The organism is Kribbella sp. NPDC050820 (genome assembly GCF_040653975.1).
Taxonomy (GTDB): Bacteria; Actinomycetota; Actinomycetes; order Propionibacteriales; family Kribbellaceae; genus Kribbella.
On sequence record NZ_JBFAHB010000078.1, the window covers coordinates 19,608 to 42,337 of the forward strand.

27 protein-coding genes and 1 tRNA gene are annotated in these 22,730 nt (G+C 67.4%); 15 read left to right on the forward strand and 13 right to left on the reverse strand.

Annotated elements, in window-relative coordinates; all coding sequences use genetic code 11:
• The first annotated feature begins 34 nt into the window (after positions 1-34).
• Both AB0H36_RS40100 and AB0H36_RS40105 read left to right on the forward strand, forming a co-directional pair.
• Positions 35-976, forward strand: a complete 942-nt coding sequence (locus AB0H36_RS40100) for an aldo/keto reductase (RefSeq protein ID WP_360535896.1) — start codon at positions 35-37, stop codon at positions 974-976.
• Positions 977-991: 15 nt separating this feature from the next.
• Positions 992-1,177: a DUF5703 family protein gene (locus AB0H36_RS40105; protein ID WP_130448421.1), complete on the forward strand. Its 186-nt coding sequence runs from the start codon at positions 992-994 to the stop codon at positions 1,175-1,177.
• On the opposite strand, the gene AB0H36_RS40110 is transcribed toward AB0H36_RS40105, so the two are convergent.
• The 4 genes from AB0H36_RS40110 to AB0H36_RS40125 form a co-directional block, all read right to left on the reverse strand.
• On the reverse strand, positions 1,161-2,192 hold the full coding sequence (locus AB0H36_RS40110) for a LuxR C-terminal-related transcriptional regulator (RefSeq protein WP_360535898.1): 1,032 nt from the start codon (positions 2,190-2,192) through the stop codon (positions 1,161-1,163). The two genes, AB0H36_RS40105 and AB0H36_RS40110, sit on opposite strands and share 17 nt — an antisense overlap.
• Before the next feature lie 187 nt (positions 2,193-2,379).
• Entirely contained in the window at positions 2,380-2,793 is a 414-nt protein-coding gene (locus AB0H36_RS40115; protein WP_360535900.1) for an ester cyclase, read from the reverse strand.
• A 54-nt stretch (positions 2,794-2,847) separates the two neighbouring features.
• Positions 2,848-3,588 (reverse strand): N-acetyltransferase, encoded by a 741-nt coding sequence (locus AB0H36_RS40120; protein ID WP_360535902.1) that lies wholly within the window; start codon positions 3,586-3,588, stop codon positions 2,848-2,850.
• Entirely contained in the window at positions 3,548-4,768 is a 1,221-nt protein-coding gene (locus tag AB0H36_RS40125) for an MFS transporter (RefSeq protein WP_360535904.1), read from the reverse strand. The genes AB0H36_RS40120 and AB0H36_RS40125 overlap by 41 nt, the downstream gene beginning before the upstream one ends.
• A 73-nt stretch (positions 4,769-4,841) precedes the next feature.
• Between AB0H36_RS40125 and AB0H36_RS40130 the strand changes: the two genes are divergently transcribed.
• Entirely contained in the window at positions 4,842-5,702 is an 861-nt protein-coding gene (locus AB0H36_RS40130) for a LysR family transcriptional regulator (protein ID WP_360535906.1), read from the forward strand.
• Positions 5,703-5,745: 43 nt separating this feature from the next.
• Positions 5,746-6,015 (forward strand): DUF1876 domain-containing protein, encoded by a 270-nt coding sequence (locus tag AB0H36_RS40135; RefSeq protein WP_360535908.1) that lies wholly within the window; start codon positions 5,746-5,748, stop codon positions 6,013-6,015.
• Positions 6,016-6,018: 3 nt separating this feature from the next.
• Here the strand turns inward: AB0H36_RS40135 and AB0H36_RS40140 are convergent, their stop codons facing one another.
• Complete coding sequence (locus AB0H36_RS40140) at positions 6,019-7,350, reverse strand: M20/M25/M40 family metallo-hydrolase (protein WP_360535910.1); 1,332 nt, start codon at positions 7,348-7,350, stop codon at positions 6,019-6,021.
• A 71-nt stretch (positions 7,351-7,421) separates the two neighbouring features.
• Here AB0H36_RS40140 and AB0H36_RS40145 point away from each other — a divergent pair, with 71 nt between their 5' ends.
• Genes AB0H36_RS40145 through AB0H36_RS40155 form a run of 3 tightly spaced genes read left to right on the forward strand, consistent with a single transcriptional unit; the run spans position 7,422 to position 8,897 of the window.
• Positions 7,422-7,628: a hypothetical protein gene (locus tag AB0H36_RS40145; RefSeq protein WP_360535912.1), complete on the forward strand. Its 207-nt coding sequence runs from the start codon at positions 7,422-7,424 to the stop codon at positions 7,626-7,628.
• A complete protein-coding gene (locus AB0H36_RS40150) occupies positions 7,625-8,245 on the forward strand; it encodes a hydrolase (protein ID WP_360535914.1) in 621 nt (206 codons plus the stop codon). The genes AB0H36_RS40145 and AB0H36_RS40150 overlap by 4 nt, the downstream gene beginning before the upstream one ends.
• A complete protein-coding gene (locus AB0H36_RS40155) occupies positions 8,229-8,897 on the forward strand; it encodes an endonuclease V (RefSeq protein WP_360535916.1) in 669 nt (222 codons plus the stop codon). The genes AB0H36_RS40150 and AB0H36_RS40155 overlap by 17 nt, the downstream gene beginning before the upstream one ends.
• On the opposite strand, the gene AB0H36_RS40160 is transcribed toward AB0H36_RS40155, so the two are convergent.
• Together AB0H36_RS40160 and AB0H36_RS40165 are read right to left on the reverse strand one after the other, a co-directional pair.
• A complete protein-coding gene (locus AB0H36_RS40160) occupies positions 8,884-9,372 on the reverse strand; it encodes a VOC family protein (protein ID WP_360535918.1) in 489 nt (162 codons plus the stop codon). The genes AB0H36_RS40155 and AB0H36_RS40160 overlap by 14 nt on opposite strands.
• A gap of 8 nt (positions 9,373-9,380) precedes the next feature.
• Positions 9,381-10,193, reverse strand: a complete 813-nt coding sequence (locus tag AB0H36_RS40165; RefSeq protein ID WP_360535920.1) for a maleylpyruvate isomerase family mycothiol-dependent enzyme — start codon at positions 10,191-10,193, stop codon at positions 9,381-9,383.
• 143 nt (positions 10,194-10,336) lie between these two features.
• Between AB0H36_RS40165 and AB0H36_RS40170 the strand changes: the two genes are divergently transcribed.
• Positions 10,337-10,425 (forward strand) — tRNA-Leu (locus AB0H36_RS40170).
• On the opposite strand, the gene AB0H36_RS40175 is transcribed toward AB0H36_RS40170, so the two are convergent.
• Positions 10,404-12,302 carry a recombinase family protein gene (locus AB0H36_RS40175; protein WP_360535922.1) on the reverse strand — a complete coding sequence of 633 codons (1,899 nt, stop codon included), beginning with the start codon at positions 12,300-12,302 and terminating at the stop codon, positions 10,404-10,406. The two genes, AB0H36_RS40170 and AB0H36_RS40175, sit on opposite strands and share 22 nt — an antisense overlap.
• A 262-nt stretch (positions 12,303-12,564) precedes the next feature.
• Positions 12,565-12,852 (reverse strand): hypothetical protein, encoded by a 288-nt coding sequence (locus AB0H36_RS40180; protein WP_360535924.1) that lies wholly within the window; start codon positions 12,850-12,852, stop codon positions 12,565-12,567.
• A gap of 221 nt (positions 12,853-13,073) precedes the next feature.
• Between AB0H36_RS40180 and AB0H36_RS40185 the strand changes: the two genes are divergently transcribed.
• Both AB0H36_RS40185 and AB0H36_RS40190 read left to right on the forward strand, forming a co-directional pair.
• A complete protein-coding gene (locus AB0H36_RS40185; protein ID WP_360535945.1) occupies positions 13,074-14,369 on the forward strand; it encodes a helix-turn-helix transcriptional regulator in 1,296 nt (431 codons plus the stop codon).
• Positions 14,366-14,893 (forward strand): NUDIX hydrolase, encoded by a 528-nt coding sequence (locus tag AB0H36_RS40190; protein ID WP_360535926.1) that lies wholly within the window; start codon positions 14,366-14,368, stop codon positions 14,891-14,893. Before AB0H36_RS40185 ends, AB0H36_RS40190 begins: the two co-directional genes overlap by 4 nt.
• A 356-nt stretch (positions 14,894-15,249) precedes the next feature.
• Here AB0H36_RS40190 and AB0H36_RS40195 read toward each other — a convergent pair whose 3' ends face one another.
• The gene (locus tag AB0H36_RS40195) at positions 15,250-15,807 is read right to left on the reverse strand and encodes a GNAT family N-acetyltransferase (RefSeq protein ID WP_360535928.1); all 558 of its coding nucleotides are present in this window, start codon (positions 15,805-15,807) and stop codon (positions 15,250-15,252) included.
• Complete coding sequence (locus AB0H36_RS40200; protein ID WP_360535930.1) at positions 15,804-17,183, reverse strand: helix-turn-helix transcriptional regulator; 1,380 nt, start codon at positions 17,181-17,183, stop codon at positions 15,804-15,806. The genes AB0H36_RS40195 and AB0H36_RS40200 overlap by 4 nt, the downstream gene beginning before the upstream one ends.
• 20 nt (positions 17,184-17,203) lie before the next feature.
• On the opposite strand from AB0H36_RS40200, the gene AB0H36_RS40205 reads away from it, so the two are divergent.
• Genes AB0H36_RS40205 through AB0H36_RS40225 form a run of 5 tightly spaced genes read left to right on the forward strand, consistent with a single transcriptional unit; the run spans position 17,204 to position 20,069 of the window.
• On the forward strand, positions 17,204-17,476 hold the full coding sequence (locus AB0H36_RS40205) for a hypothetical protein (protein WP_360535932.1): 273 nt from the start codon (positions 17,204-17,206) through the stop codon (positions 17,474-17,476).
• A gap of 16 nt (positions 17,477-17,492) precedes the next feature.
• Positions 17,493-17,693, forward strand: coding sequence for a hypothetical protein (locus AB0H36_RS40210; RefSeq protein ID WP_360535934.1), 201 nt, complete (start codon positions 17,493-17,495; stop codon positions 17,691-17,693).
• Positions 17,694-17,747: 54 nt separating this feature from the next.
• Complete coding sequence (gene tgmA / locus AB0H36_RS40215) at positions 17,748-17,978, forward strand: putative ATP-grasp-modified RiPP (protein WP_360535936.1); 231 nt, start codon at positions 17,748-17,750, stop codon at positions 17,976-17,978.
• Positions 17,979-17,980: 2 nt separating this feature from the next.
• Positions 17,981-18,928, forward strand: coding sequence for an ATP-grasp ribosomal peptide maturase (gene tgmB / locus AB0H36_RS40220; RefSeq protein ID WP_360535937.1), 948 nt, complete (start codon positions 17,981-17,983; stop codon positions 18,926-18,928).
• Positions 18,929-18,932: 4 nt separating this feature from the next.
• Positions 18,933-20,069, forward strand: a complete 1,137-nt coding sequence (locus AB0H36_RS40225) for a methyltransferase domain-containing protein (RefSeq protein ID WP_360535939.1) — start codon at positions 18,933-18,935, stop codon at positions 20,067-20,069.
• A 1,038-nt stretch (positions 20,070-21,107) separates the two neighbouring features.
• On the opposite strand, the gene AB0H36_RS40230 is transcribed toward AB0H36_RS40225, so the two are convergent.
• On the reverse strand, positions 21,108-22,013 hold the full coding sequence (locus AB0H36_RS40230; RefSeq protein ID WP_360535941.1) for a hypothetical protein: 906 nt from the start codon (positions 22,011-22,013) through the stop codon (positions 21,108-21,110).
• 1 nt (position 22,014) lies between these two features.
• The gene (locus AB0H36_RS40235) at positions 22,015-22,419 is read right to left on the reverse strand and encodes a hypothetical protein (RefSeq protein WP_360535943.1); all 405 of its coding nucleotides are present in this window, start codon (positions 22,417-22,419) and stop codon (positions 22,015-22,017) included.
• Positions 22,420-22,730: the final 311 nt, after the last annotated feature.

Below are 22,730 nucleotides of genomic sequence, written 5' to 3' on the forward strand. Positions count from 1 at the left end.
AGCCGTTGTCGGTGGCGGCCAATAGGCTCGGCACATGCAGCAGCGCTATCTCGGTCACAGTGGACTGGCGGTGAGCCGGCTCGGCCTCGGCACCATGTCCTGGGGGCGGGACACCGACGAGCACGAGGCGCGCGAGGAGCTCGCCGCGTTCGTGGCCGCCGGTGGCACCCTGATCGACACCGCGGCGGCGTACGGAGACGGTGACAGCGAGCGACTGATCGGCTCGCTGCTCGGCGACGTGGTGGACCGCGACGACCTGGTGATCGCGACCAAGGCCGGGTTCAGCGTCCGCCGCGGCGAGCGGATCACCGACACCTCCCGCGGCGCCCTGCTGCGCGACCTGGAGGGCTCGCTGCGCCGGCTGAACGTCGACCACATCGACCTCTGGCAGCTGCACACCTGGTCGGACGACGTGCCGCTGGAGGAGACGCTGTCGGCGCTCGACCACGCGGTGAGCTCGGGCAAGGTCCGGTACGTCGGCGTCTCGAACTACGCAGGCTGGAAGTCGGCCCGCGCCGTCACCTGGCAGCAGGCGTGGCCCGGTCGCGCGGTCCCGGTGTCGAACCAGGTGGAGTACTCACTGCTCGCCCGCGACGCCGAGGCGGACGCGATCCGGGCGGCCGGCGGGCTCGGGATCGGTGTCCTGGCCTGGTCGCCGCTTGGCCGTGGTGTGTTGACTGGGAAGTACCGCACCGGGATCCCGGCGGACTCGCGGGCGGCGTCTCAGCATCTGTCCAGATTCGTCGACCCCTACCTCGACGGCCGCGGTTCGGGCATCGTGGAGGCAGTCGCACGAGCCGCCGACGGGCTCGGCTGGACACCGCTCGAGGTGGCGCTCACCTGGGTGCGGGACCGGCCGGGCGTGTCGGCGGCGATCGTCGGGGCCCGGACGGCGATGCAACTCAAGTCGATCCTGGGTGTGGAGGAGCTCACCCTCCCACCCGCGATCGTCGCAGCGCTGGAGGACGTGTCGTAGCAGGTGGAGGTGCGGATGGCCGAATACGAACTGCAACAGTTCGAGGTGTCCAGGACGGAGTCGCGAGGCGCCGTCCGCCGGTTGCTGACCGAGCACGCCGAGTACGGCGGCTGGGAGCTGGCCCGCCTCCGCCGCTACCCCGACGGCACCCGCCGAGTCTGGCTCCGCCGCCGCATCATCCGCGTCATGCGGACCCTCTGAGCAAGACCGTCACCAGCTCACGGCGGCTGCCGACACCGACCTTGTCGAGGGCTGCCCGGACGTGCTCCTGCACGGTGTACTGCGACAGACACAGCCGGTCGACGATCTGCCGGGTCGAGTAGCCCTTGAGCAGGAGCTCAGTGACCCGTTGCTGAGCCGGGGTCAGCCCGTAGAGGTCGAGCAGGAACGACCCGAGCTGCGCCGCCGTGGCCGGCTCGATCACGACTGCCGTCCGCTGCCCATCCGCGCCGCGCAGCGTCGACGCGTGCAGCGCGAGCCAGCGGCCGCTCGTGGTCCGCACCTTCAGCACCGGAGCCTGCGGCAACTCGTGCACCCGTTCCAGCTGCACCGCCGCAGCCCGCACCGCCATCGGCAACTCGGTACGGCGCTCCGGCTCCAGCTCAGCCATCCAGTGCTCGGCCTCCGCGCTGACCGACACGATCTCGTGCTTCGAATTCAGAACCACCACCCCGGGACCGACCTCGGCGCTCCCGACGGCCGCGGTGAGCAGGCTCCGTCGCAGACCCTCGGCGAGATGCGGTCCAAGGCGTCGTACCAGCTGGATCTCCTGCTCCGAGAAGCCGGTGTCGGCGTCTTCCCGGTGCAGGCAGATCACGCCCCAGCAGCGCCCGTTCGAGACCAGCGCCGCCCGGAGCTCGTCGCCGAGACCGATCGGCCGCATCACCTCGCCGTACCGGGCGCTGCTCGGCCACTCCCCGTTCGTGGCGTGACCGAGCGAGCTCACCGGGTCGGGCCCGGCGGCGAGCGCGGCGAACTTGTTGACGTCGTCCTGCCCGAACTCGTTCGCCAGGAACTGCTCGGTCACGCTGGTCAGCGGCTCGTCCGCACTCGCGGACGTGAACAGCACAGTTGCCGGGTCCACCGTCGCGAAGAACGCGGCGTCGATCGTCATCAGCGTCCGCAGCCGGATCAGCGTCTCGGACCGCAACTGATCCGCGTCCAGCCCCGCATAACACCGCTGGATCAGCACTTCCAGGCGATCCGCCGCCCCCATGCTCGCGATGCTACGGCTGATCCGGTACGACGCCCAGGTCGTGCCTGATGGTCCAGCGCCGTAGCGAGCAGGTGCTCGGTGCGGTAGCTCGGCGTGCTGGAGTGAAGGCCTCGATGTGGTTCATCGTGGTCTTTGCTCCAGTGCGGCGAGATGCCGTGCCGAGTGCCGCGCAGTAGGCGATGGACCATCAGGCACGGCCTAATTGCCGGAGGAAACCGAGTTCGTCGAGCCGCCCCCAGCGTTCGACGACCAGGTCGTCGCGCAGCCGGAAGATGTTGATCCCGCGCAGACTGACCTCCTGGCCGGTCGGTGCGACGCCCATCACCTCACCCCGATGCGTCCCGCTCGCTGTGAACCGCTCCACCACGATGTCGCCCTCGGCAACGAGTTGGTGCAGTTCGCTGTGCCAGTCGGGGAAGGCGTCCCGCATTATGGCGCCGGCGACCCGCATCCCGTCGCGGTCCGGCGTGACCCCGAACGGCGGGTCGTGGTTGACGAAGTCCTCGGCGAGGTAGGTGTCGACCGCGCCGAGGTCGCCTTTGCTGAACAGTCCGTCGATCAGGTCGCGGACGATGGTCTTGTTGCGTTCCGTCGTACTCATGCCTCTGATGCTGCGGCGCGCCGAGCGGCCTGGGCACCCCAACTAGTTGGGGTTTCAGAGGTCGTGCTGGACCCAGACGTTGGGTTCTACATAGACGGCGTAGTCGTGCTCCACGTCGGCCAGGACTGGGACGAGTGCCTTGGGGACGATCACCTCGCCGGGCTGGTCGAACGGCAGGCCGGTCCACTCGCGCCACTCCGCCAGGGAGCCGGCGATGAGCATCGAGGTCGAGGCGACCTTGACGATCTTGCCGCCGGCCTTCACGTGGACCCGCAGCCACGGGTCGACGGGGAGGCCGTCGTCCCGAGTCTGGTCGACGTACTCGCTCATCGGCATCCGGGCGTCGGTCTTGCCGTTCGGGCGGACCGGCGCGTACAGCGTGGTGTGGCCCTTCGCCTTCACCGCGTCGCGCATCGCCGCCAGCATCCGGTAGGACAGCCCGCGGCCGAGGTGGCTCGGCCTGATCACGATCTCCAGCGCGCTCGACACGGTGGTCTCGCGGCCGCGGCGGAGGTCCTCGAAGCCCCACGTCAGCACCTGGTCCCACCCCCGCGACGGCAGCTCCGGGCGGTCCTCGAGCGGGAATGCGAACGGGATGCTGCGCGAGTGCGCGACGAGTTCGCCGTCCTCGGTCGCGATCAGGCACTGGTCGGCGAACTCCTCAGGCACCCCACCGAGCAGCGCGTCGGCGACCAGGTCCTGCAGCATGAACTGCGGCCAGACGTTCCAGAAGTCGCCCAGCCAGCTGGTGACCTCAGGCCGCTCGGCCAGAGTGGTGATGACGATCTCGGACATGCTCGGCAGTGTCGCACCGCGACCGCCTCGCTTTCACCAGGATTATCAGCGCGACCAGGGTGGTCAGCAGGCCCGCGCCGATCAGCGTGTGCTCGGCGCCGGCCGCGGCGATGATCGGCCCGCCGGCGAGCAACCCGGCCGAGCTCCCCGCGTTCACGACGACCGACTGCCCCGACAACAACGCCCGCCGCTCGGCGCCGACCGAGGTTCGCGTGATCAGGACCGAGATGGCGGCGATCCCGAGGACCACGCTGATGCCCGCAAGTGCGCCCGTCACGGCAATGACCGGCGGATGCGTCCACAGTCCCATCCCGGCCCAGCACAACCCCATGAAGGCCCACGCCCCGGTCGCGAGCGGTACTGGCGGCACTCGACGTACGACGGCCAGTGAGATCGTCGTGCCGATCACCGAGCCAACGCCGTACCCGGTCATGCCGGCCGCGAGGTAGACACCGGGCTCGCCGCGCTGCGCACCGATCACCGACAGCCCCAGCGTGAACGCGAACCACGTCACGCAGCCGGTCCCCCGAACAATCCAGCCGTAGAGAACGTCCGGACGCGTCTTGAGACTGGCCCGGATAGACGGAGCCTCAATGCCCTCAGGAGCACGCTCTGCCTTCACTGTGCACGCCAGGAGCCCTGCTGCGAGTACACCGACGGCCTCCACCCACAGCAGCCCGTTGGTGAGGCCTGTCGACACCGCAAAGGCGCCGATGACCGGGCCGACCATCATGCCGATCCTGCGCAGACCGTCCTGCCAGGTCAGCAGTACGACGGCCTTGCCCTCACCCCACCGGTCTCCGGTGTCAGCCAGCAGCGCTGACCGCCCCGGATTGGACAGCGCCTCGCCGCAGCCGAGCAACAGACCACTGACGACCAGCAACCCGGGTGTGAGGAGTCCTAGCATGGCGGCAGTCGGCACACTCGCCAGAGCCACCGCCTGGATGGCAGCAACCACCGCAAGCCGTGGACCCGAGTCCACCCACTGCCGTGCCTTCCTCGCCCACCATGGCGACAGCAACACAGGTACGCCGGACGCGCCGCCGACCAGCCCAGTCGCAGCGACCGAGCCCGTCTCATGGAGAACCACCAGCGGCAACGCCACTTGCGTGAACCGAAGCGCAAGGTCCGCCGCGCCGCCGCCGGCCAGCAACGCGAGCGCTTCGCTTCGGGCTCTCACACCTTTGATTCTTGGGGTTTTCGGGTGCTCCGAGTAGTCGGCAAGCGCTTGGCGGTTGCCATAGGCTGTCCCTATGGCTTCATTACCATCGGTCGACGACCTGCGATTGGTGCAGGCGATCGGACGAACCGGCGCGGTCGGCACAGCGGCCCGCGAGCTGCGCATCTCGCAGCCCTCCGCGTCCCAGCGGCTGGCCCGGCTCGAGCGCATGTGCGGCACCAAGCTGTTCGAGCGCGACACCCGCGGTGCTCGGCCGACGCCCGCGGGAGCGGAGCTCGGGCGCCGGGCCGACCACATCCTCGGCCACCTCGAGGAGGCCTACACCGCCACCCGCGCGGCCGCCGCCGGACATCGGCTCGTGATCGGCACCTTCGCCAGCATCGCGCCGATCCTGTTCCCGGTGCTCGACGCGGACCTGCCCGACCTGGACATCGAGCAGCAGGTCGACCACGGCCACTTCCTGGTCGAACGGATCGCGGAGGGAACCATGGACGCCGCATTCATCGCGATCGCCGACCAGATGACACTGCCCCGCGGCACCGTCGCCCGCCGCGTCGGCCGCGACGAGCTCGTCCTGTTCGTCCCACCCGGCGCCGGCCCACCCGGCCGCGGCAAGCAACCGCTGAAGGACCGCCCGATCGCCTTCTCGACGTACGACCGCGGCGCCGAAGACATCCACAGCCGGCTGGTCGCCCTCGGCGCGATCCCCCGCCGGGGCGTCACGCTCAGCACCACGGTCGCCATGGCGCGTCGCCGTACCCAGCTTGCCCTCGTCCCCCGCAGCGCACTCGCCACCGAGCTCCGCTCCGGCGAGCGCCTGGTCCCCGCCCCGTTCCGCTACCGCCTCACCCTGTCCCTCGTCACGACGCCCACTCCGCCGCAGACCCTGATCCGGTACCTCCCGAGCCTCCGGACCACGCTCAACCTCTTGTGAGCTGCGGCCTGCGGGACGACGCTAGAAACGCGAGGTGGGTGCCATGACGAAGCGGCAGTGGACGGTTGACATCGTGATCGACGAGGTCGAGGGCGAGCGGACGACGCACGCCGAGGCCAAGCTCCGGACCGACGGGGAACAGCTGGCCGGGCGCGGTACGGCGTACCGGCACCCGAACGACGTCGAGGTGCCGCAGATCGGCGACGAACTGGCGGCCGCGCGGGCGCTGTCCGAGCTGTCCCACCGCCTGGTGCTCGCGGCGGCGCAGGACATCGAGGAGATCACCCACCGGCCGTCGCGGCTGCGCGGCTGACGCTCAGGCCTGATCGAGGAAGCGGTCGAGCACCCGGGAGCCGAACTCCAGGGCGCTGGTCGGGACGCGCTCGTCGATGCCGTGGAACATGCCCATGAAGTCCAGGTCCGGCGGCAGCTGCAACGGCACGAACCCGAAGCACCGGACGCCGAGCCGGCTCCACGACTTGGCGTCCGTGCCACCCGACATCAGCAGCGGCGCGGTCCGGCTCTGCGGGTCCTCGGCCGCCAGGCACGCCTTCATCGCCTCGACCAGGCCGCCGCTGAACTCGGTCTCCAGCGCGATGTCCTCGACCACCGCCTCCCGCCGCACCTTGTCTCCGATGAGCTCGTCCATGGTGGCGAAGAACTCGTCCTCGAACCCGGGCAGGAACCGGCCGTCGATGTGCGCCTCGGCGTCGCCGGGGATCACGTTCACCTTGTAGCCGGCGTTCAGCATCGTCGGGTTCGCGGTGTTGCGGATGGTGGCGCCGAACATCCGGCTGAAGCTGCCCAGCTTCGCCAGCGTCTCGGTCATGTCGTCCGGGTCGAGCTCGACCTCGAGCACGTCCTCCAGCGTCTTCAGGAACTCCCGGACCGTCGGCGTGACCCGCAGCGGCCACTCGTGCGCGCCGATCCGGGTCACCGCCTCGACCAGGTGGGTGACCGCGTTGTCGTTGTTCACCATCGACCCGTGTCCCGCCGTACCGCGGGCCTTGAGCCGCATCCAGCTCATGCCCTTCTCCGCGGTCTCGATCAGGTACAGCCGCAGGTCGTCCTTCACGGTGACCGAGAACCCGCCGACCTCGCCGATCCCCTCGGTGCAGTCCGCGACGGTGTCCGGGTGGTTGTTGATCAGCCACTGGGCGCCGTACACGCCGCCGGCCTCCTCGTCGGCGGTGAACACCAGCCGGACCGGCCGCCGCGGCTTCGCCCCGACCCGCTGCCGGGCCCGGACCACGGACAGCACCATCGCGTCGAAGTCCTTCATGTCGACCGCGCCGCGGCCCCACACGCACCCGTCGAAGATCTCCCCGGCGAACGGGTCCACCTTCCAGTCCTTCGCGTCCGCCGGTACGACGTCCAGGTGTCCGTGCACGAGCAGCGGGTCGGCCGAGGAGTCCTCGCCCTCCCAGTGCGCGACCAGGGTCGCGCGGCCCGGCTCCGACTCGTAGATCGTGGACTCGATCCCGACCTCGTCCAGCTTCGCCGCGACGTACTCCGCCGCGACCCGCTCACCGTTGCTCTTCCCGTTGCCGTAGTTCGTGGTGTCGATCCGGATCAGCTCACTGCAGAGCTCCACCACTTCGGCGTCAGGTGTGTACGACGTACGCTCGCTGGTCCCCGGAGAAGTCATGGGCCCATCCTCCCCCACGCGGGCATGACAGCCGACGTCCCGGGTATCTGAACTGTGTGAAGGGTGACTGGGTGGAAGTCGTCATCGACACCGGCAACGGGGTGTCGACGTACGAGATCGCCGCCACCAAGGCCGGTCGCCGGGTCGAGATCAACACCACCCGCAACCTCACCGAGGTCGTCGAGGTCACCCGCACCGGCAAACCGATCCGCACCGCCCGCTTCATCACGAGCCGCGTGATCGCGCTCGTCGAACACCCGGCGCCGGACTCGCAATGACCACCGCACCGGTGACCATCGAGTCGTCGGGCGCCGCCCTCCCCGGCGACCTCGCCGAGCCTGCGCGGTCGAGCGGCCTGGTGATCTTCGCCCACGGCAGCGACAGCAGCCGGCTGAGCCCGCGCAACCAGTACGTCGCCCACGTCCTCAACCGAGCCGGTCTCACCACCCTCCTCTTCGACCTGCTGACGACCGCGGAGGCGGCCGACCGCCGGAACGTCTTCGACATCCCGCTCCTGGCCGACCGCTTGAGCGGCGCCAACGACTGGGCGGGCGACCGCTTCGGCCCGATCGCCTACTTCGGCGCCAGCACCGGCGGAGCCGCCGCCCTGTGGTCCGCCGCCGGCACCACCTCGGTCGCCGCAGTGGTGTCCCGCGGCGGCCGAGTCGACCTGGCCGGCCCACGTTTGGCCGCCGTGACGGCACCCACCCTGCTGATCGTCGGCGAGCTCGACACCGTGGTCCTCGACTACAACCGCACCGCCCAACGCCAACTCCAGTGCGCCAACGACCTCCAGGTAGTAGCCGGCGCCACCCACCTCTTCACCGAACCGGGCACCCTCGAACAGGTCGCCGTACTCGCTCGGGACTGGTTCCTCGATGCCCTGGCCGACTGACGAGCCAGGGCTGATCTCGGCCCAGGAGACCCTCGCCCGAGCTACGCCTCCACCATGGACACCCGAGCGCTCGTGCCTGGTCGGCGGAGCGTGGGTCTGCTTCGCTCGCGGCCTGTCCGGCACTGGGTCAGCGGGCGACCGGGCTTGGGGTGCTGCGGTCGTCATGGACCAGGGCAGCGTTGTCGGACGATGCCTGGTTCCGGGGCACGCCTCGGCGTCCTACGTGCCTGGTTTGCTGGCTCTCCGCCTCGGTCCTCTGCTGGAGGACGTCGTACGACGCCTGGCGCCGCAACCCGACGTACTCCTGCTGGACGCGACCGGGCGTGATCACCCGCGCCGGTGCGGGCTGGCGGTGCAGTTGGGCGCCGTACTGGATCTGCCGACGGTGGGCGTGACTCACCGCCCGCTAACCGCCTCCGGCGACCTGCCGGACGACGAGCCGGCCGCGACGGCGCCGCTGTTCATCGGTCCGGACCATGTCGCGACGTGGCTGCGCACCCGGCGCGGCACTCGGCCGCTCGTCGTGCACTCCGGCTGGCGGACCGACCTCACCACCGCGGTCGAGGTGGTGAGTCGGTTCATCGCCGGACGCCGTACTCCTGAGCCGTTGCGGAGGGCCCGGCAGGCCGCGCGGTTGCTCAGAGGACCTTGAGTCCGTACATCTCCCCCAGGGGATCGGCGATCAGTTCGACGCGCGCGCCGTCGGGGTCGCGGAAGTAGATCGACGTACCGCTCTCCTCGAGGTACTCGACGCCGGCCTCGTCCAGGTTCTTCTTCAGCCGCGCCCACTGGTCCGGCTCCACCGAGATGGCCAGGTGGTGCAGTCCGCCAAGCACCTCGGCGTACGGACCGAGGTCCAGGCCCGGGAAGTCGAAGAACGCCAGCAGGTTGCCGTTGCCGATGTCGAAGAAGAAGTGGTTCGAGCCCTCGTAGTCCCGGTTGCCGACGATCTCGGTGAGCGGGAACTCGAGCACGCCCTGGTAGAACTGCACCGTCCGCTCGACGTCCGCGCACAGCAGCGCCACGTGGTGCAGCCCGCGCGCGGAACTCGTCCCGTCTTCGGTCAGGTACGTCGTTCTGATCCGGTCGCGCTCGGCCTCGATCGCCGGCAGGTCGATGTCCGTCATACTCCCCCTCAGATCCGGAAGAACAGGTTGAGATAGCGGTCGGCGATCGCCCGCTCACCGCGGATCGTGCCGGAGTTGCTCCGCCCGAACGCGGTCAGCACGAAACTACCCGGGTCGAACTCGATGACGGTGGACAAGTCACCGACGTCCGCCGGTTGCTCGTAGGTCATCCCGTCCGGGCCTACGCGGACCCGGGTGTCGCCGGCATTCGGGCCGCTGGTGATCCGGATGCCGAGCTCGCCCGGTTCCGTCGTACCCGCGGTCCCCTGCCACACCACGAACATGAACGGCACCAGCAGGTCGGCCGCCTCACCCGTCAGCCCGTGCGCCCGGCCGGTCCCCTGCCGCACGTCCCACGAATGGACCCCGTAGTCCATCAACTGGAAGGCCGGGTAGAAGAACGCCGGCACCGGGCCCATGTAGAAGTGCGGCACGTTGAACCCGCCCCACTCGTCCGGCCCGAGCGCGTCGAAGATCTCCATCATCTTGTCGAAGTCACCCCGGAGCCGCTCGACCAGCTCGGCCCGCGGTACGTCGCGCAGCGCCAGCGCCTGCTTGTCGACCCGCTCGGCCATCCCCGGCAGCCCGTACGCCGCCGGCACCTCGGTGTGCGACCGGGCCGCGTCGAAGGCGACGAAGTACGCCTCGGTGGTGTCTGCGATGTGCGCCACCACGTCCCGCACCTGCCAATGCCCGGCCCCGGTCGGCGCCTCCCACACCGCGTCGCTGTCGACCAGCTCGAAGAACTCCCCCGCCTCCCGGCGAACCACCCCCAGGATGGTGTCCTTGCCCTCGAACGTCATCGCGTTCCACGCGTTCATCCGACCCTCCTCCCGGCCGACCCTTGAATTTCAAACTACCCCTCGAACGCCCCCAAGTCAGCCCGCTGAGCCCCGATGTGAATTCCACCCGTGGACTTTGCTACTGTTCTCCGGTCAGCGTCGCTACGGCGGCAAGACCACTCGTCCGGGTGGCGGAATAGGCAGACGCGCTAGCTTGAGGTGCTAGTGCCCTTCGCGGGGCGTGGGGGTTCAAGTCCCCCCTCGGACACCAACGCTAAAGCCACGCAGAGCGGGGCTCATAGCGACTTCGGCCGATCTGGTCTCGTGGTTGTAGCTCACTTGCAGACCCAGCGCTTCATAGAGCGCTCGCATGTCGCTCGCGTCGGCCTCGTCGAGTGCCGCCGTCATGTCGCCCAGCTCTTGGACCATCTTCCGGATGTCTTGGGCCGATACCGACTCCGGCACCTTCACCGCGCTGAGCTCGGCCTCCGCGGACCGCTTCTCCGCCACCGCCGCGTTGTACTGCTCCGTCAACGCCGCCGGATCCCAGCCGGCCTCGAGCGCCCGCCGCAACCGCGCCATCGCCGCCTCGGCTGTCGCGACCCTCTGCGCCAGCCTGGTCGCAACTGATGCCAACTCGTGATCATCGTCGGCAGCCGCCAGCGCTTCCGCAGTCTCGTCGAGATGCTCCGGGTCGAACAGCGTCGCGATCCAGGCGTTCACCTTCCGGGTCAGGAGGTCCTCGCGGAGGTACACGCTGGCGGGATGGAGATCTGCCACCGGCGAACCCGGGACCAAAGTCCGCGCGCTGCACCGGTAGAAGACTGCGTGCTTCCGCGCCGCCCCCTGCATCTTCCGTCCGCACAACTCACACCTCACACGAGCGCGGAGCCGGTATACGCGCGCTGCCGTCACCCGTGTCCGCTCACGCTTCGCCTGATCCGCCGGCCCGCTTCCTCGACGTACACGCAACTCCAGCTGGACCCGCGTGAAAGTTTCGACAGACACGATCGCCTGGTGAGCAGGCTCCCGCGAACGCACGATCTTCGACTGCGGCGATCGCCGGAAGCGCACCACATGGCCCGCAGCCACGTCCTCCGGATCCAGCAGTTCCTCGACCTTCTGCCACCGCCCGTAGATCGCGAAGCCGGTGTACCGCGGATTCTCGAGGATCGCCTTGACAGTGGTGTGCTGCCATCCGTCGCCTCTGCGATGTCGGTTCTGCTGAGGCGTATGCGCCGAAGGACACGGGATGGCTTCGACGTTCAGCGTCTCGGCGATCGATTTCAGCCCCAGACCGTCGAGGTAGAGCTGGAAGATGCGCTCGACAACTGCTGCCGCCTCGTTGTCGATGGCAAGCACTCGGAGCCGGTAGCCCTCTTGCGCCTTCCGGGGATTCGGATGCGGACCGGCGTCGACAACGACATATCCGTACGGGGCTCTGCCGCCTTGGTACCGCCCATCGGTCACGACCTGCGCCGCCATCGCCGCCCGGACCCGCCGCTGGACATGCTGACGCTCTGACTTCGACAACCCACCCGTGATGGTCATCGCCATGTCGTGCACGGTGTTCTCAGGATCGAACTGCCCACCGAGACTCGGGATCCACAGCGACACGCCATACCGATGGAACTTCGGCCAGGTCAAGCTGAACTGGTTGCCGTACCAGCACCTCGTCGCCTCCCCCACCACGAGTCCGTCCCAGCCGCGTCGGGGATTCTTCAGCTCCTGGAGCACCCGGCTCGACTCGTCACGCCGCTCCCAAGGCAACGACCGCGACTGTCCAATATCGAAGAACTCCTCCACGATCTCGCCACCGAGCGGCTCGACGAACCGCGCGGCTTCACCCAACTGCCACGCCAGCGATGACCTCGGATCCTGGTTGTCCTCTGTGGAGCAACGCCCGTAGAACGCCAGCTGACCGATCCCGCCCCCACCCCCGGGCCGATCCGCCAACGCCTCCATCCCAAGCAGGTCATCCAAGGTCGCCCACTCGTCCGCCCCACTCACGATGCGTCCTCCTCCCGTCGAGACCTCTGGTCGGTTCCACGCCGCGACCTTGCCAGCCGAATGATGACCCGCCGAAGCACACGCGCAGCCTGTGGATAAAGCACAGGCGCCCGAGCCGGTGTCTTCACTCCGACCCACGACTCACGCCGTTCCCGCTGAACCTCTCGACCATCCGCCATGCACGTTCAATGCTCGCTGGCACCAAAGAACTGGCAATCGGGAAGCGCTGCGAAACGTTGCGAGTGTTTGCGCACCGATTCGGTTGGCGCTGAGAGGTGTCAGCACCAACCGAACCGGGCTCAGACCCTCGACCGTGATCCGTGAGGAGATCCAGCGGCGAGGCTCTGATGGAGGGCGGAACGGGCGCGGAGTGAAGGGGCCATTGAGGAGGGAACCCCTCTCAGCACACCCGCCCCGCCTGCTTGGGAACCTCCGACAGAACGACTTCGACGTCGCTGGCGAGGAGGTGCTGGCGAATCGCGATCGGGTTTCCCACCGACGCGAGGTGATGCAGGTTCGGGAGGATCAGAACGCCGTCGTCGACCTCCATCACGGCAGCGAACGCCTTGAGCAGCGCTTCTGGCGCACCGTCCAGCTCATCGATGAACATGGCAATGAGCACGTACTCGTTCGATCCTGCGCAGTCGACGATCGCTTGCCGACGCGCGGCGATCTCGGGATCGCTCATCAGGAAGTGCTTCTTGAAGTACCCGAAGGCCACTCGCATCTGTCTCTAACTCCGTTGGTGTTCAGTGCCCGGTCTGGCTGTTGCTCGACACGGACAAGCGTCGAGCGGACCGCACAGCACGCACCATGGACTGGCACTGACGCAGCACTGAACTTCCGCCGAACCTGCACGGCGAGGCTCAGGTAGATGCGTAGATCGGACGATGGGAGACTGAGGGCGTGATGGTCCAGGCCTGGTCCGGCCGCGAGGTAAGGGCGCTGCGCGAGTCGCAGCGCCTGAGCATTCGCGAGTTCGCCCAACGGATCGGCGTGAGCGAGCGCATGGTCTCCCGCTGGGAAGCCGGCGGAACCAACATCCGCCCGAGACCGATCAACCAGGAAGGTCTCGACACGCTCCTCGCGGAAGCGACCGAGGACGCGAGGTCACGCTTCGCGGCACGACTGGAAGCCCTCGAAACCCCGGGACCGATTTCTGAGCCAGAGGCCATTCGAACCGGGCCGACTCCCCCGCCTTCCGCCGAGCAGCGCCCGCAAGGACACGCGCCTACCGCCACATTGTCGAAGCGCAGTGAAGGATCCGACGTACTCGCAATGCAGGCCTTCCGGTCCGCTGACCGGCAAGTCGGTGGCGGCCACCTGTACGCCGCCGTGGTCAAGTACCTGCACACTCAGGTGGGCCCGCGGCTGTTCGGCGGCGACCTAGTGGTCGAAGACCCAGCCGTCTTCACGGCGGCTGCGGGGTTGACCGAGATGGCCGGCTGGATGGCTCACGACGCGGGCCGCGACGACCGCGCGTACAGCCACTTCCTGCGCGCCTTCCACCTCTCCAAGGCCGGCCAGGACCGCCAGCTCGGCGTCCACGTACTCGCCAGTCTCAGCCACCTCGCGCACCATCGAGCCGACCCGCACGGCGCCATCCACTTCGCCCAAGCCGGCCAAGACGCACTCGCCGAAGGACCCCGGAATCCCGAGTTAGCTGCTCGCCTTCTGGCAATGAAAGCCAGAGGACGAGCCGCCCTCGGCGACGATCAGGAGACCCGTACGCTCCTGGGACAAGCCGCAGCCGCACTGGATGGAACCCACGCAGAACCGCCGTCCGATTGGGTCAGCCACTTCGACCGCGCAAGCCTCGCAAGTGAGGCAGCGCGCTGCATGCGGCAACTCGGAAACCCGGTATCAGCCCAAGAACAGGCACAAATCGTCCTCGAACTCCGACCGTCCAGCCACACCCGCAGCCACGCGTTCGGACAGCTCTTCCTGATCGCTTCTCTGATCGAACAAGGTGAGACTGAGGAGGCGTGTCGCATCACGCGGGACGTCATCGAGTCGACCCAATCACTCGGATCCCAGCTTGTTGTCCACCAACTCAATGAGATCCGCGACCAACTCGCGACCTACGCCTACTCGCCCACGGTCAGCGAAACCAGAGAGCTCGTCTCGGACACCGTGCGCCAGCGAACCTGGCTCCAGCAATGGATCGCCTCGGACGTCGTCGAATCAGAGGTGCAAGCGCGATGAGCGCAGACGAACCGCTGTACCGACGCGACCCCGAAGCCTGGCAAGAACACCTCGCCGAAGGGAACGCGAAACAGGCAAGAAAGCGGGTTGGAGCAGACGCAATCCTCCGCGACAACAACGGCCGCATCCTCCTCGTCGATCCCGACTACAAGCCCGACTGGGATCTGCCCGGAGGCATGGTCGAGGCGAACGAGCCACCCGTGGCTGGTCTCGTCCGAGAGCTGAACGAAGAGCTGAACCTCGAGTTGCCGACAAGCCAACTGACGCTGCTTTGCATCGACTGGGTATCACCTCACGGCCCCTGGGACGACTCCTTGATGTTCATCTTCGACGCCGGCCACCTCACTCCCGAACAGATCTCCCACCTCAGACCGAACCGCGACGAACTGGCACGATACGAGTTCCTCACGCCGCACGGCGCGCAACAACGCCTCCGGCCCTACGTATGGCTCCGTCTCCAAGCGGCCCTACTGGCAGACGAGTCCAAGACAGTCGCCTACCTCCACGACGGCCAGAGAGCCTGAGGTCGGATTCTGACTGCGGTGGAGACGCCGCCGCAGCGCTCGCGGACGTAGTGGCGCGCGGTCATATCATGCCCGAGCGGACTGGGTGGTCGTCCAAAATCGTTCATAGTCCGGCCACCGAACACGCCGACATACTCGTTGCAGATCGCCGAAACGCCTCGAATGCAAGAAGTGTGCCCGGATCGGGGACGTCATTCTGCGGGATCGCGAGCGTTGCGCCGTGTGGAGAGTCAGACGTGCAGTTGAGTCTTCATCGATCGACTCAGCACCTCAACCCGTGCAGCTTCCCGCGATCGAACTCCGGCAACGCCTCAGCCCGCCCCTTGACGTTGGCTGAGATCTACATGATCTCGGCGTCAACCTGCAGACCGGGATGCTGGACGAGTTGGCCGGAGCATGGCAGTCAGGACGGGGCCGTCGACCGACGGCTGCTGGGTACTGATCGCCTCGTAGCCCCACGACTCGTAGAGCGCCTTCACCTTCCCGTCGCCGTTCAGCGCGTTGACGAGCAACGAGACCTGCCCCTCCGGACGCTCACGGAGCAGCTCATCGTGAATCAGCCGGGCGATCCCCTGGCCCCGCCACGGCTTGCGAAGCATGATCTCTTTCACCGCCACGGTCGGGGTTTGAGAGCAGCCGTCGGGAAGCGGAGTGGTCATGCGGCGCCACCAGCGGTCGTCAGGCGTGAGCGTGTTCGCGTACGCGAACCCCACCGGTTCGGCCGCGTCGTAGCCGATGACAACTTCCCAGCCGGGATCGGATCCGTGCCGGGCAAGCTGTTCTCCGAATCGCTCGACCGAGTAGTTCGGAAGGTGAAGTTGATCCGCACGTACGTCGGCATACACCTCGATCAACGTGCTCCACACGTCGTCGATCACGGTGGAGTGGCGCAGCGCAATACCGTCAGGGGTCACAGATGCTTCCTCAGTGAGTCGTGTTCGTAATGGTCCCAGGCGGTTGCCGGGTGGCTGGATGGTGCAGCGATCCGCAGTGTGCTGCCGAAGTCTTGGAGCATCGAGTTGATCCGCGGATGCAACCCGGTCGGCTCGATCGGAATCGACATGGCAGTGGCAACCGCCTCCTCCACATCGCCTTGCCCGAGCTGAGCCTTGGCCAGTCGTGCAGTCGTTATCGATCGCGTACGCCGCATACCAGGCCGCAGAAGAGCGAGGCTCCGATGAGCATGGCCCTCAGCCACCTCGTAGTCGCCGAGTGCCAGGTAGCCGGCCAGAGCGAGGTTCTCCAACTCGGCCTGGTCGTAGAAGGCGTTCAGCCACAGTGGCCGCTCTTCGTCCGGTTCGGATCTGGCGAGGGCGTCTTCGGCGTGCGCGACGGCCTGACGTACGGCGCGATGGTCGCCGGTCTGCCCAAGGATCGCGGCATGTCTTGCATGGCCAAGGGAAGCGAACATCGGATCTCGTCTCGCGATCGGCAACCGACGCGCGACATCGTTGGCGGCCAACGCATCAACAGGCCTCGCCATATGGCGGTAGAGGCTGCCAGCGTGGGACCAGATCCTGAATTGGATCGCCGGATCGCCTGACATAGTGGCGAGGCCTGCTGCGCGATCGAAATGTCGTTGCGCGGTATCGAACCGGCGCCCGTCGATGGCGGCCCACATCGCACTCGACGTGAACGAGGCTGCGCAGCCGTAGAGGGCGCTTCGGATGCGCTGACTCGCGGTCCCCCGTGCCTGCAGGGCGAGGGCTTCGCCGGCGAGCGCGGAGGCCTGGGTTTCGATGGTGAGCTTGCCGCCGTACTGATGGTCACTCGCGACGATCAGCGCGAACTTGGAGAGCAGCCGCTCGACGTCACCAGCACCGACCCGTGACTGGGCAGCGCGCGGGCTTGATGCTCCGGCGGCGACCATGACCGTTGCCGCGGATGTACCGATGAACCGGCGCCTTGGAACTGCCTCCGACTCGGCCGGAGCGACGAATCCGAGATCCGTGATCGGACGACCGAAGACTGCGGCGAGTGCGTCGCGCTGGCGGTGATGTGGCCAGCGAGTCTTCCCGGTCAGCCAGTTCCGGACTGTTCGATCGCTGACAGTGCCTCCATATCCCGCACGCCTCAGGTCGGCGTTGACCGCCTCGGCCAGCTCGGCCTGGGTCAAGCCGACGTCGGCCATGCGCGCCTTCAGGATCTGGTTGCCCTCCACAGCCCCACGATATGTACGGCCAGTCACCGGCCGACAGCGTTCTGCCCGGAAATTTCCGGTTCGCGCCCATCGACAGGTAGTCACTCTTTCCTTACGTTCCGCAGCCAGAGGGCCTTCGATGGAGACCAAGGACCTCGAAGGGAATTCGAATGGACGTCGATGCACAGCTCGACCGCTCGGCCAGAAGCATCGCGAGCCCACGCCGGTTCGTCCTACGTCGCAGGGTCGACGTCACCGGCGTCAGCGGCACCGGAGATGTTGCAGAAGGCGTGGAGTGGTCCGACGGGACCGTGGCGCTGCGGTGGCGCGGAAAGTGGGCCACCACCGTCGTCTGGGACTACGGCCTCGATGCCCTCCTCGCGGTACACGGTCACAACGGTTCGACCGTCGTGGCGTGGCTCGACTCCGACTGCCCAGCCTGAGCGACCCATAAGTTCGATGACCGAGCAGGAACTGTGGCGCGTGCAGCTGTGGCTGGGCGATCACCTGATCGAGGAGCACATCGCCCCGACGGCACTCGCAGAGCAGTACGCGCACGTCATCACCCTTCGGATCCGTGGCCTACCAGGCCGACACCTGCAGTGTCAGCGGATCGCCGACGCTGCAACCCACCAAGCCGGCCGGCGCGGGACGAGATAGAGAGTCCGTCCTGGGCCGGCCGTTCCAAACCCCTACTGGCAATGGAGACAGACCATGAGCAACGACGTGACCGCAGTTCCCTTCGGTGTCCGTCACCTGGCATCTGGGCCGGACCAGGCACCGATGGAACTACCGATGACCTACAGCGCCAACCTTCAGCTCAACGTGTCCGCGACCGGTAACCCGTACCACGCGATCGCCGCCGCGCTGCCGGAGACCAACACCGAAACGCCGATCCCCGACGGCCAACGGCCAGGATCGGACACTTCGACCGACTACTACTGACCATGGGCATCGTCTTGGTGCTGACCGGTCGTGACGACCTCACCGCGGACGCCGTCGTCGATGAACTGGCCCGGCGCAAGGCGTCAGTCGTCCGGTACGACACCTCCGACTTCCCCCAGGCGTCCCGTGTAGCGGTCGCCCTCGGGCGGCACGGCTGGGAAGGGCACCTGTCCGCTGAGCGATCGATCGACCTCCAGACGATCAGTGCCGTGTGGTGGCGACGGCCGGCCGAGTTCAACGTTCCGGTCGACTGGCCGGACGAGGCGCGGGCGTTCGCCGTGTCCGAGGCGCGCGTCGGTGTCCTGGGCGTACTGGGGTCGCTTCCAGTGCGATGGATCAATCACCCGGCGAGGGATTCGGCGGCCAACTACAAGCCTGTTCAGCTAGCCGTGGCCGCACGTGTCGGCCTCGACGTACCGCGGACGATCATCACCTCGGATCCTGATCATGCCCGCGAGTTCATCGGCGCCGACGAGGTCATCTACAAAGGCCTCAGCGGCGGCGTACTCACGGCGCAACGGCGTCATCGATACCTACCGACCACCGTGCTCCGCGCCGACGAGATCGACGCGGGCGTCACCGGCACTGCCCATCTGTTTCAGGAGCGAGTGCCCAAGCAATGCGAGGTACGCCTCACCGTGATCGGGCAGCGGATGTTCCCGGTCGCAATCCACGCTGGAAGCGCGGCTGCCAGACTGGACTGGCGAACGGACTACCCATCCCTCACCTACGGTCCGATCGAACTTCCGGTTGACGTCGAGAAGAGTGTCCGGCTGCTCATGGACGAGCTCGGCCTGTTCTTCGGAGCGCTCGACTTCGCCGTGACCCCGGACGGTCGATGGGTGTTCTTCGAAGTGAACCCGAACGGCCAATGGCACTGGCTCGCGGTCAAGGCCGGCGTCCCGATGATCGAAGCAATGGCCGATGCCCTCCAAGGAAAGGACAACTGACTCCGTGACCGACTGGACCGACGCCGCTCGCAAGCTCGCCGACGAGGTAACGGCCGCCGCACCGGAGTGGCACGACTCGGTCAGCTCCACACCTCGGCACCAACTGGTGCCGAGGTGGTGGGAGCCGATCCCCGACAGCTACCCATTCGCCTGGGGACTCCACACACCCCACCCAGATCACCCATGGGCGGAGGTCTACGCCGACGAGACGCTGGTGACCCGCGTGGGCTCACTCCACGCGGACGGCGCCGACCTATCCGATCGCCCGACGGGTCTCCCGACATCGTCCTCGACCTTGCCCGGGTTGATCGTGCGCATGCTCCACCTGCTCGACCCCGACGAGCAAGACCGGGTGCTCGACGTCGGCACCGGCTCCGGCTACTCCGCCGCCCTCCTCGCACACCGCCTCAGCGACAAGCAGGTGACCAGCATCGACGTGGACCCGTACCTCGTCGACGCTGCCCGCTCACGCCTCGCCGCCTTCGGCCGAACACCCCGCATCGAGGTCGCAGACGCCACCGGCTCACTGCCGGACACCGACTACGACCGCATCATGGCTACCGTCTCCGTGCGTCCAATCCCGTCGGCATGGCTCGAGGCCCTCCGCCCCGGCGGCAAGATTGTCACCACCATCACCGGCACCTCACTCCTGATCAGCGCCGAGAAGCACACCGACGGAGTAGTCCGCGGGCGCGTCCAGCCAGATCCCGCCACCTTCATGCGCACCCGCCGCGAAACCGACTACGCAGCACGCCTTGACCACGTGTACGACGCCGCCCGCGACCAGCCAGGCGACGAGACCCGTCAACTGACTGGCCCACTGCCCGATCTCTGGGACGACTGGCAGCTGCGTTGCCTGTACGAACTCGACAGCCCCGACATCGAGAACCGCTCCGCAACCCGCGACGACGGCAGCCAGCTCGTGTGGCTCCTAGCAGCCGACGGATCCTGGGCACGCGCCGACAGCGAAACCAACACCGTCCACCAAAGCGGACCACGACGGCTTTGGGACGACCTGGAACGCGTCCTAGCCAGGTGGACCGCCGCCGGTCAGTTCCCACTCCACACCCTGACCGTCGAACTCGCCCCAGACCGCAACGCCCTCACCAGCCCCGACTGCAACTGGACAATCGACCTCTGATCAGTCGGAGACCCCCGAGATGCACGAATCATGTAGCTCCGCGTCCGAACCAGCGCCGCCAATGGACAGGCTCCAGATTCCGAGCTGCCCTGGAAGATGGTGTAGATCTCTTCCAGCCTCACGGCACCTGGTCGCGGAGGCCCGAAGTGGGCCTCTGACCTGTGACTTTATGACTCAACGGTGTTCGACGCTGATCAGCGCTTGCCGATGTCTCACGGAGCTGTGACGGAGCTGAATCCAGCATCGCGGTGCGACGGCTGGCATGCAGCCGCACGTGGCAAGCGTGGGCCCGACTGCTCATACCGATCTCCGCGCGGCAGCGACCGCGGTCTCGACAGTGAACGCGACGGAGCGGGATCATCCGCTGCTCGCGACGAGTCAACTGCCACATTCGGCGCTGCGAGCGGCAAGACCTGGCGGCCCGGGACGCAGCGCCATGTCCGGGGCAAGCTGGTTGCCCGCATCTCGCTGATCAACAAAGGTCTCGCCGAGGACGAGCTCGCCGAGGCCACGATTATGACCTGTTTGTTGGCGACCTAAACGGAATATCGGTAGTGACCAGGTAACCGTCGATACGCGAAGCAACGGCTACCTTCTCAAACGCTTTACTGGCGGATGAATGGTCCCGACCTCGAAGGTCGAGTCAGTTGCGTGGCTCACTGACGCGCAACGGCCCTGGACTACTCGTTTTGTGTGGACTACGGTCATTGGCCGGGAACTCGTCTGCGTAGTAGCACAGGGCATGCGGGCGAGAGGAGCCACGCCGGCGTCCCTCCGTGAGGACACTCACTGCACACGTTCGTGGATGACTTCGGTGGCGGCGGCGCGGAAGACCGACATGTCGAAGTCGTCCAGCGCGGCGACGCTGCCTCGACCCAGCTCGATTTCGGGGTCCACGCTTATCTTCGGCTTTCTCGAGCGCACCAATCGCCCGATTGAGCGCGGACCGTGCGACGCGCAGCTCCGCGAGAACGTCGACCCAGCCGTACCGCTGGCAGCAAGTGGATAATGAAGATCGGTACGCGAACGCCCCATAGATCAGTGTTCACCCGGCCGCTGCCGCGCGGAGCCGGCACGGCTCGTGCCTGCTTTCGCCACCTTTGTGGGAGTCGGCTGCTTCTCCACCGAGGCCTCCGTCGCGCTATTCTTCGGGGCTGGTGCCCGACCATCGGCGTTCGCAGACCGACGTCTGGCCGGAGCTTTGGCGGGCGGCGCGGCCGTCGGCCCGGATACGTCTACAACCGGAGTGGATGCGGGCAAGTCGTCCTCGAGCTCCACCCACAAGGTCACGTCGAGGGTGAGGGGCTTTCCCCCGACCGCGTGGATGGGCTGGTGGTAGATGAGTCCAGGCAGGAAGACCGACGGCATCAACGCCACACGCAGGAGGACGTCGGCGTTCGCGCCGGGCGCGAGCTCGAGGCGTGTCGGCTGAACCGTGATCGGGGCGTGGAATGATTCACCGTGCGGGGCTCGGCACAGCTCGAAGTTGAACTCCACCGTCGTCGGCGTCGGATCGGTGTTCTCGACCGTGAAGCGAGCGACGATCTCGTGGCCTGATCGACCGTGCAGCTCGATGGCCACACGCTCGACCGCGCCGTCCCCGGACGGTTCTGCGCGGGCAGGCGGATGTGCGCGAGGGGGCTGCGGATCGTCGTCGGCTCCACTGGCCAAGACCTCCCGATAGAAGTCGTGGCTGTATCGGGCGCCAAGCTCGGACAGCTCCTCGTAGTAGCGAATCGTGAGGTCGGCTGCAGCCTTGCGGTACGCGCTGGCATTCTCCCGCGCGTATCTGCTGTACGCCTCGTTGACCTCGCGTTCGGACAGCTCACCATCAGCAATGCGACGACGCAGCTGGCCATGGGACCGCACGTTGCGCAGGTGGCTGTTGAGCGCCTCGCCGGCCAACTCTTCGATCAGTCGGCCGAGCCCGCCTTGCAGCGGCATGTCAACAGCATTCGTGCTGACAGGCGACCTCGTACGCGTCGCACCGACGCGGCAGGATCGCCACGGCGATCCGCACCGGTCGCATGTCGCATCCGACGATTCGCAGGTCGGCGACAGCAACGACGCAATCATCGACGTCAGGCACGCGATCGGTAGCATCGCGCTCGAGAACGTCGACATCACGCTGGTCGACGGGCCCAACGCGAGTCACAATGATCAGTTCGTGCGTCGCGCATGGCCCGAGCACCACCTTGCCGGCTCCGCTGACCTGAGCGGTGACTCCCGCGGGCTTGCCACCGCGCGTCGTGAACTCGCTCAGCTCCACCTCCACTTCGCGCTCTCTCCGGCGCGGATTGTGGATCTCAACCGGGACAACGCGGGTCTCCCCGAAGCGGGTGTAGACCACGAGGTCGACATCGCCGAGGCAACAGAGACAGTCACACGAGGACGGCCCACAATTGGGGCACGGATCTGATTCACCGCGGCAGCCGCAATCCGTCCGCCCGCAGCCATGGTCTCGCCCGCGACCAGCGTGTCCAATGCCGGACCAGTCGCGCTGCCACCATGAGCGTCCCGCTCGGCCCTCCGATGGCGTCACGTCATACAGGAAGTCCTCGACGGCTGTCAACGGCAGCTGAAAACTGACCCCCTGGCGGCGTCCGAAGGTTGACCCCTTGGTGGTCATGGTTCCTCGGTGTTGGCGGCTGGGACGCGGCC

Excerpts from the sequence above, each read along its gene's own strand:
- AB0H36_RS40155 (WP_360535916.1), top strand. The coding sequence starts at position 8,229 with ATGCCCTGGCCGACTGACGAGCCAGGGCTGATCTCGGCCCAGGAGACC.
- AB0H36_RS40165 (WP_360535920.1), bottom strand. The coding sequence starts at position 10,193 with ATGAACGCGTGGAACGCGATGACGTTCGAGGGCAAGGACACCATCCTG.
- AB0H36_RS40185 (WP_360535945.1), top strand. The coding sequence starts at position 13,074 with ATGGTCCAGGCCTGGTCCGGCCGCGAGGTAAGGGCGCTGCGCGAGTCG.
- AB0H36_RS40210 (WP_360535934.1), top strand. The coding sequence starts at position 17,493 with ATGACCGAGCAGGAACTGTGGCGCGTGCAGCTGTGGCTGGGCGATCAC.
- AB0H36_RS40135 (WP_360535908.1), top strand. The coding sequence starts at position 5,746 with ATGACGAAGCGGCAGTGGACGGTTGACATCGTGATCGACGAGGTCGAG.
- AB0H36_RS40110 (WP_360535898.1), bottom strand. The coding sequence starts at position 2,192 with ATGGGGGCGGCGGATCGCCTGGAAGTGCTGATCCAGCGGTGTTATGCG.
- AB0H36_RS40130 (WP_360535906.1), top strand. The coding sequence starts at position 4,842 with ATGGCTTCATTACCATCGGTCGACGACCTGCGATTGGTGCAGGCGATC.
- AB0H36_RS40230 (WP_360535941.1), bottom strand. The coding sequence starts at position 22,013 with ATGCCGCTGCAAGGCGGGCTCGGCCGACTGATCGAAGAGTTGGCCGGC.
- AB0H36_RS40150 (WP_360535914.1), top strand. The coding sequence starts at position 7,625 with ATGACCACCGCACCGGTGACCATCGAGTCGTCGGGCGCCGCCCTCCCC.
- tgmB (WP_360535937.1), top strand. The coding sequence starts at position 17,981 with ATGGGCATCGTCTTGGTGCTGACCGGTCGTGACGACCTCACCGCGGAC.
- AB0H36_RS40180 (WP_360535924.1), bottom strand. The coding sequence starts at position 12,852 with ATGAGCGATCCCGAGATCGCCGCGCGTCGGCAAGCGATCGTCGACTGC.
- AB0H36_RS40160 (WP_360535918.1), bottom strand. The coding sequence starts at position 9,372 with ATGACGGACATCGACCTGCCGGCGATCGAGGCCGAGCGCGACCGGATC.
- tgmA (WP_360535936.1), top strand. The coding sequence starts at position 17,748 with ATGAGCAACGACGTGACCGCAGTTCCCTTCGGTGTCCGTCACCTGGCA.
- AB0H36_RS40105 (WP_130448421.1), top strand. The coding sequence starts at position 992 with ATGGCCGAATACGAACTGCAACAGTTCGAGGTGTCCAGGACGGAGTCG.
- AB0H36_RS40115 (WP_360535900.1), bottom strand. The coding sequence starts at position 2,793 with ATGAGTACGACGGAACGCAACAAGACCATCGTCCGCGACCTGATCGAC.
- AB0H36_RS40190 (WP_360535926.1), top strand. The coding sequence starts at position 14,366 with ATGAGCGCAGACGAACCGCTGTACCGACGCGACCCCGAAGCCTGGCAA.
- AB0H36_RS40100 (WP_360535896.1), top strand. The coding sequence starts at position 35 with ATGCAGCAGCGCTATCTCGGTCACAGTGGACTGGCGGTGAGCCGGCTC.
- AB0H36_RS40140 (WP_360535910.1), bottom strand. The coding sequence starts at position 7,350 with ATGACTTCTCCGGGGACCAGCGAGCGTACGTCGTACACACCTGACGCC.
- AB0H36_RS40205 (WP_360535932.1), top strand. The coding sequence starts at position 17,204 with ATGGACGTCGATGCACAGCTCGACCGCTCGGCCAGAAGCATCGCGAGC.
- AB0H36_RS40120 (WP_360535902.1), bottom strand. The coding sequence starts at position 3,588 with ATGTCCGAGATCGTCATCACCACTCTGGCCGAGCGGCCTGAGGTCACC.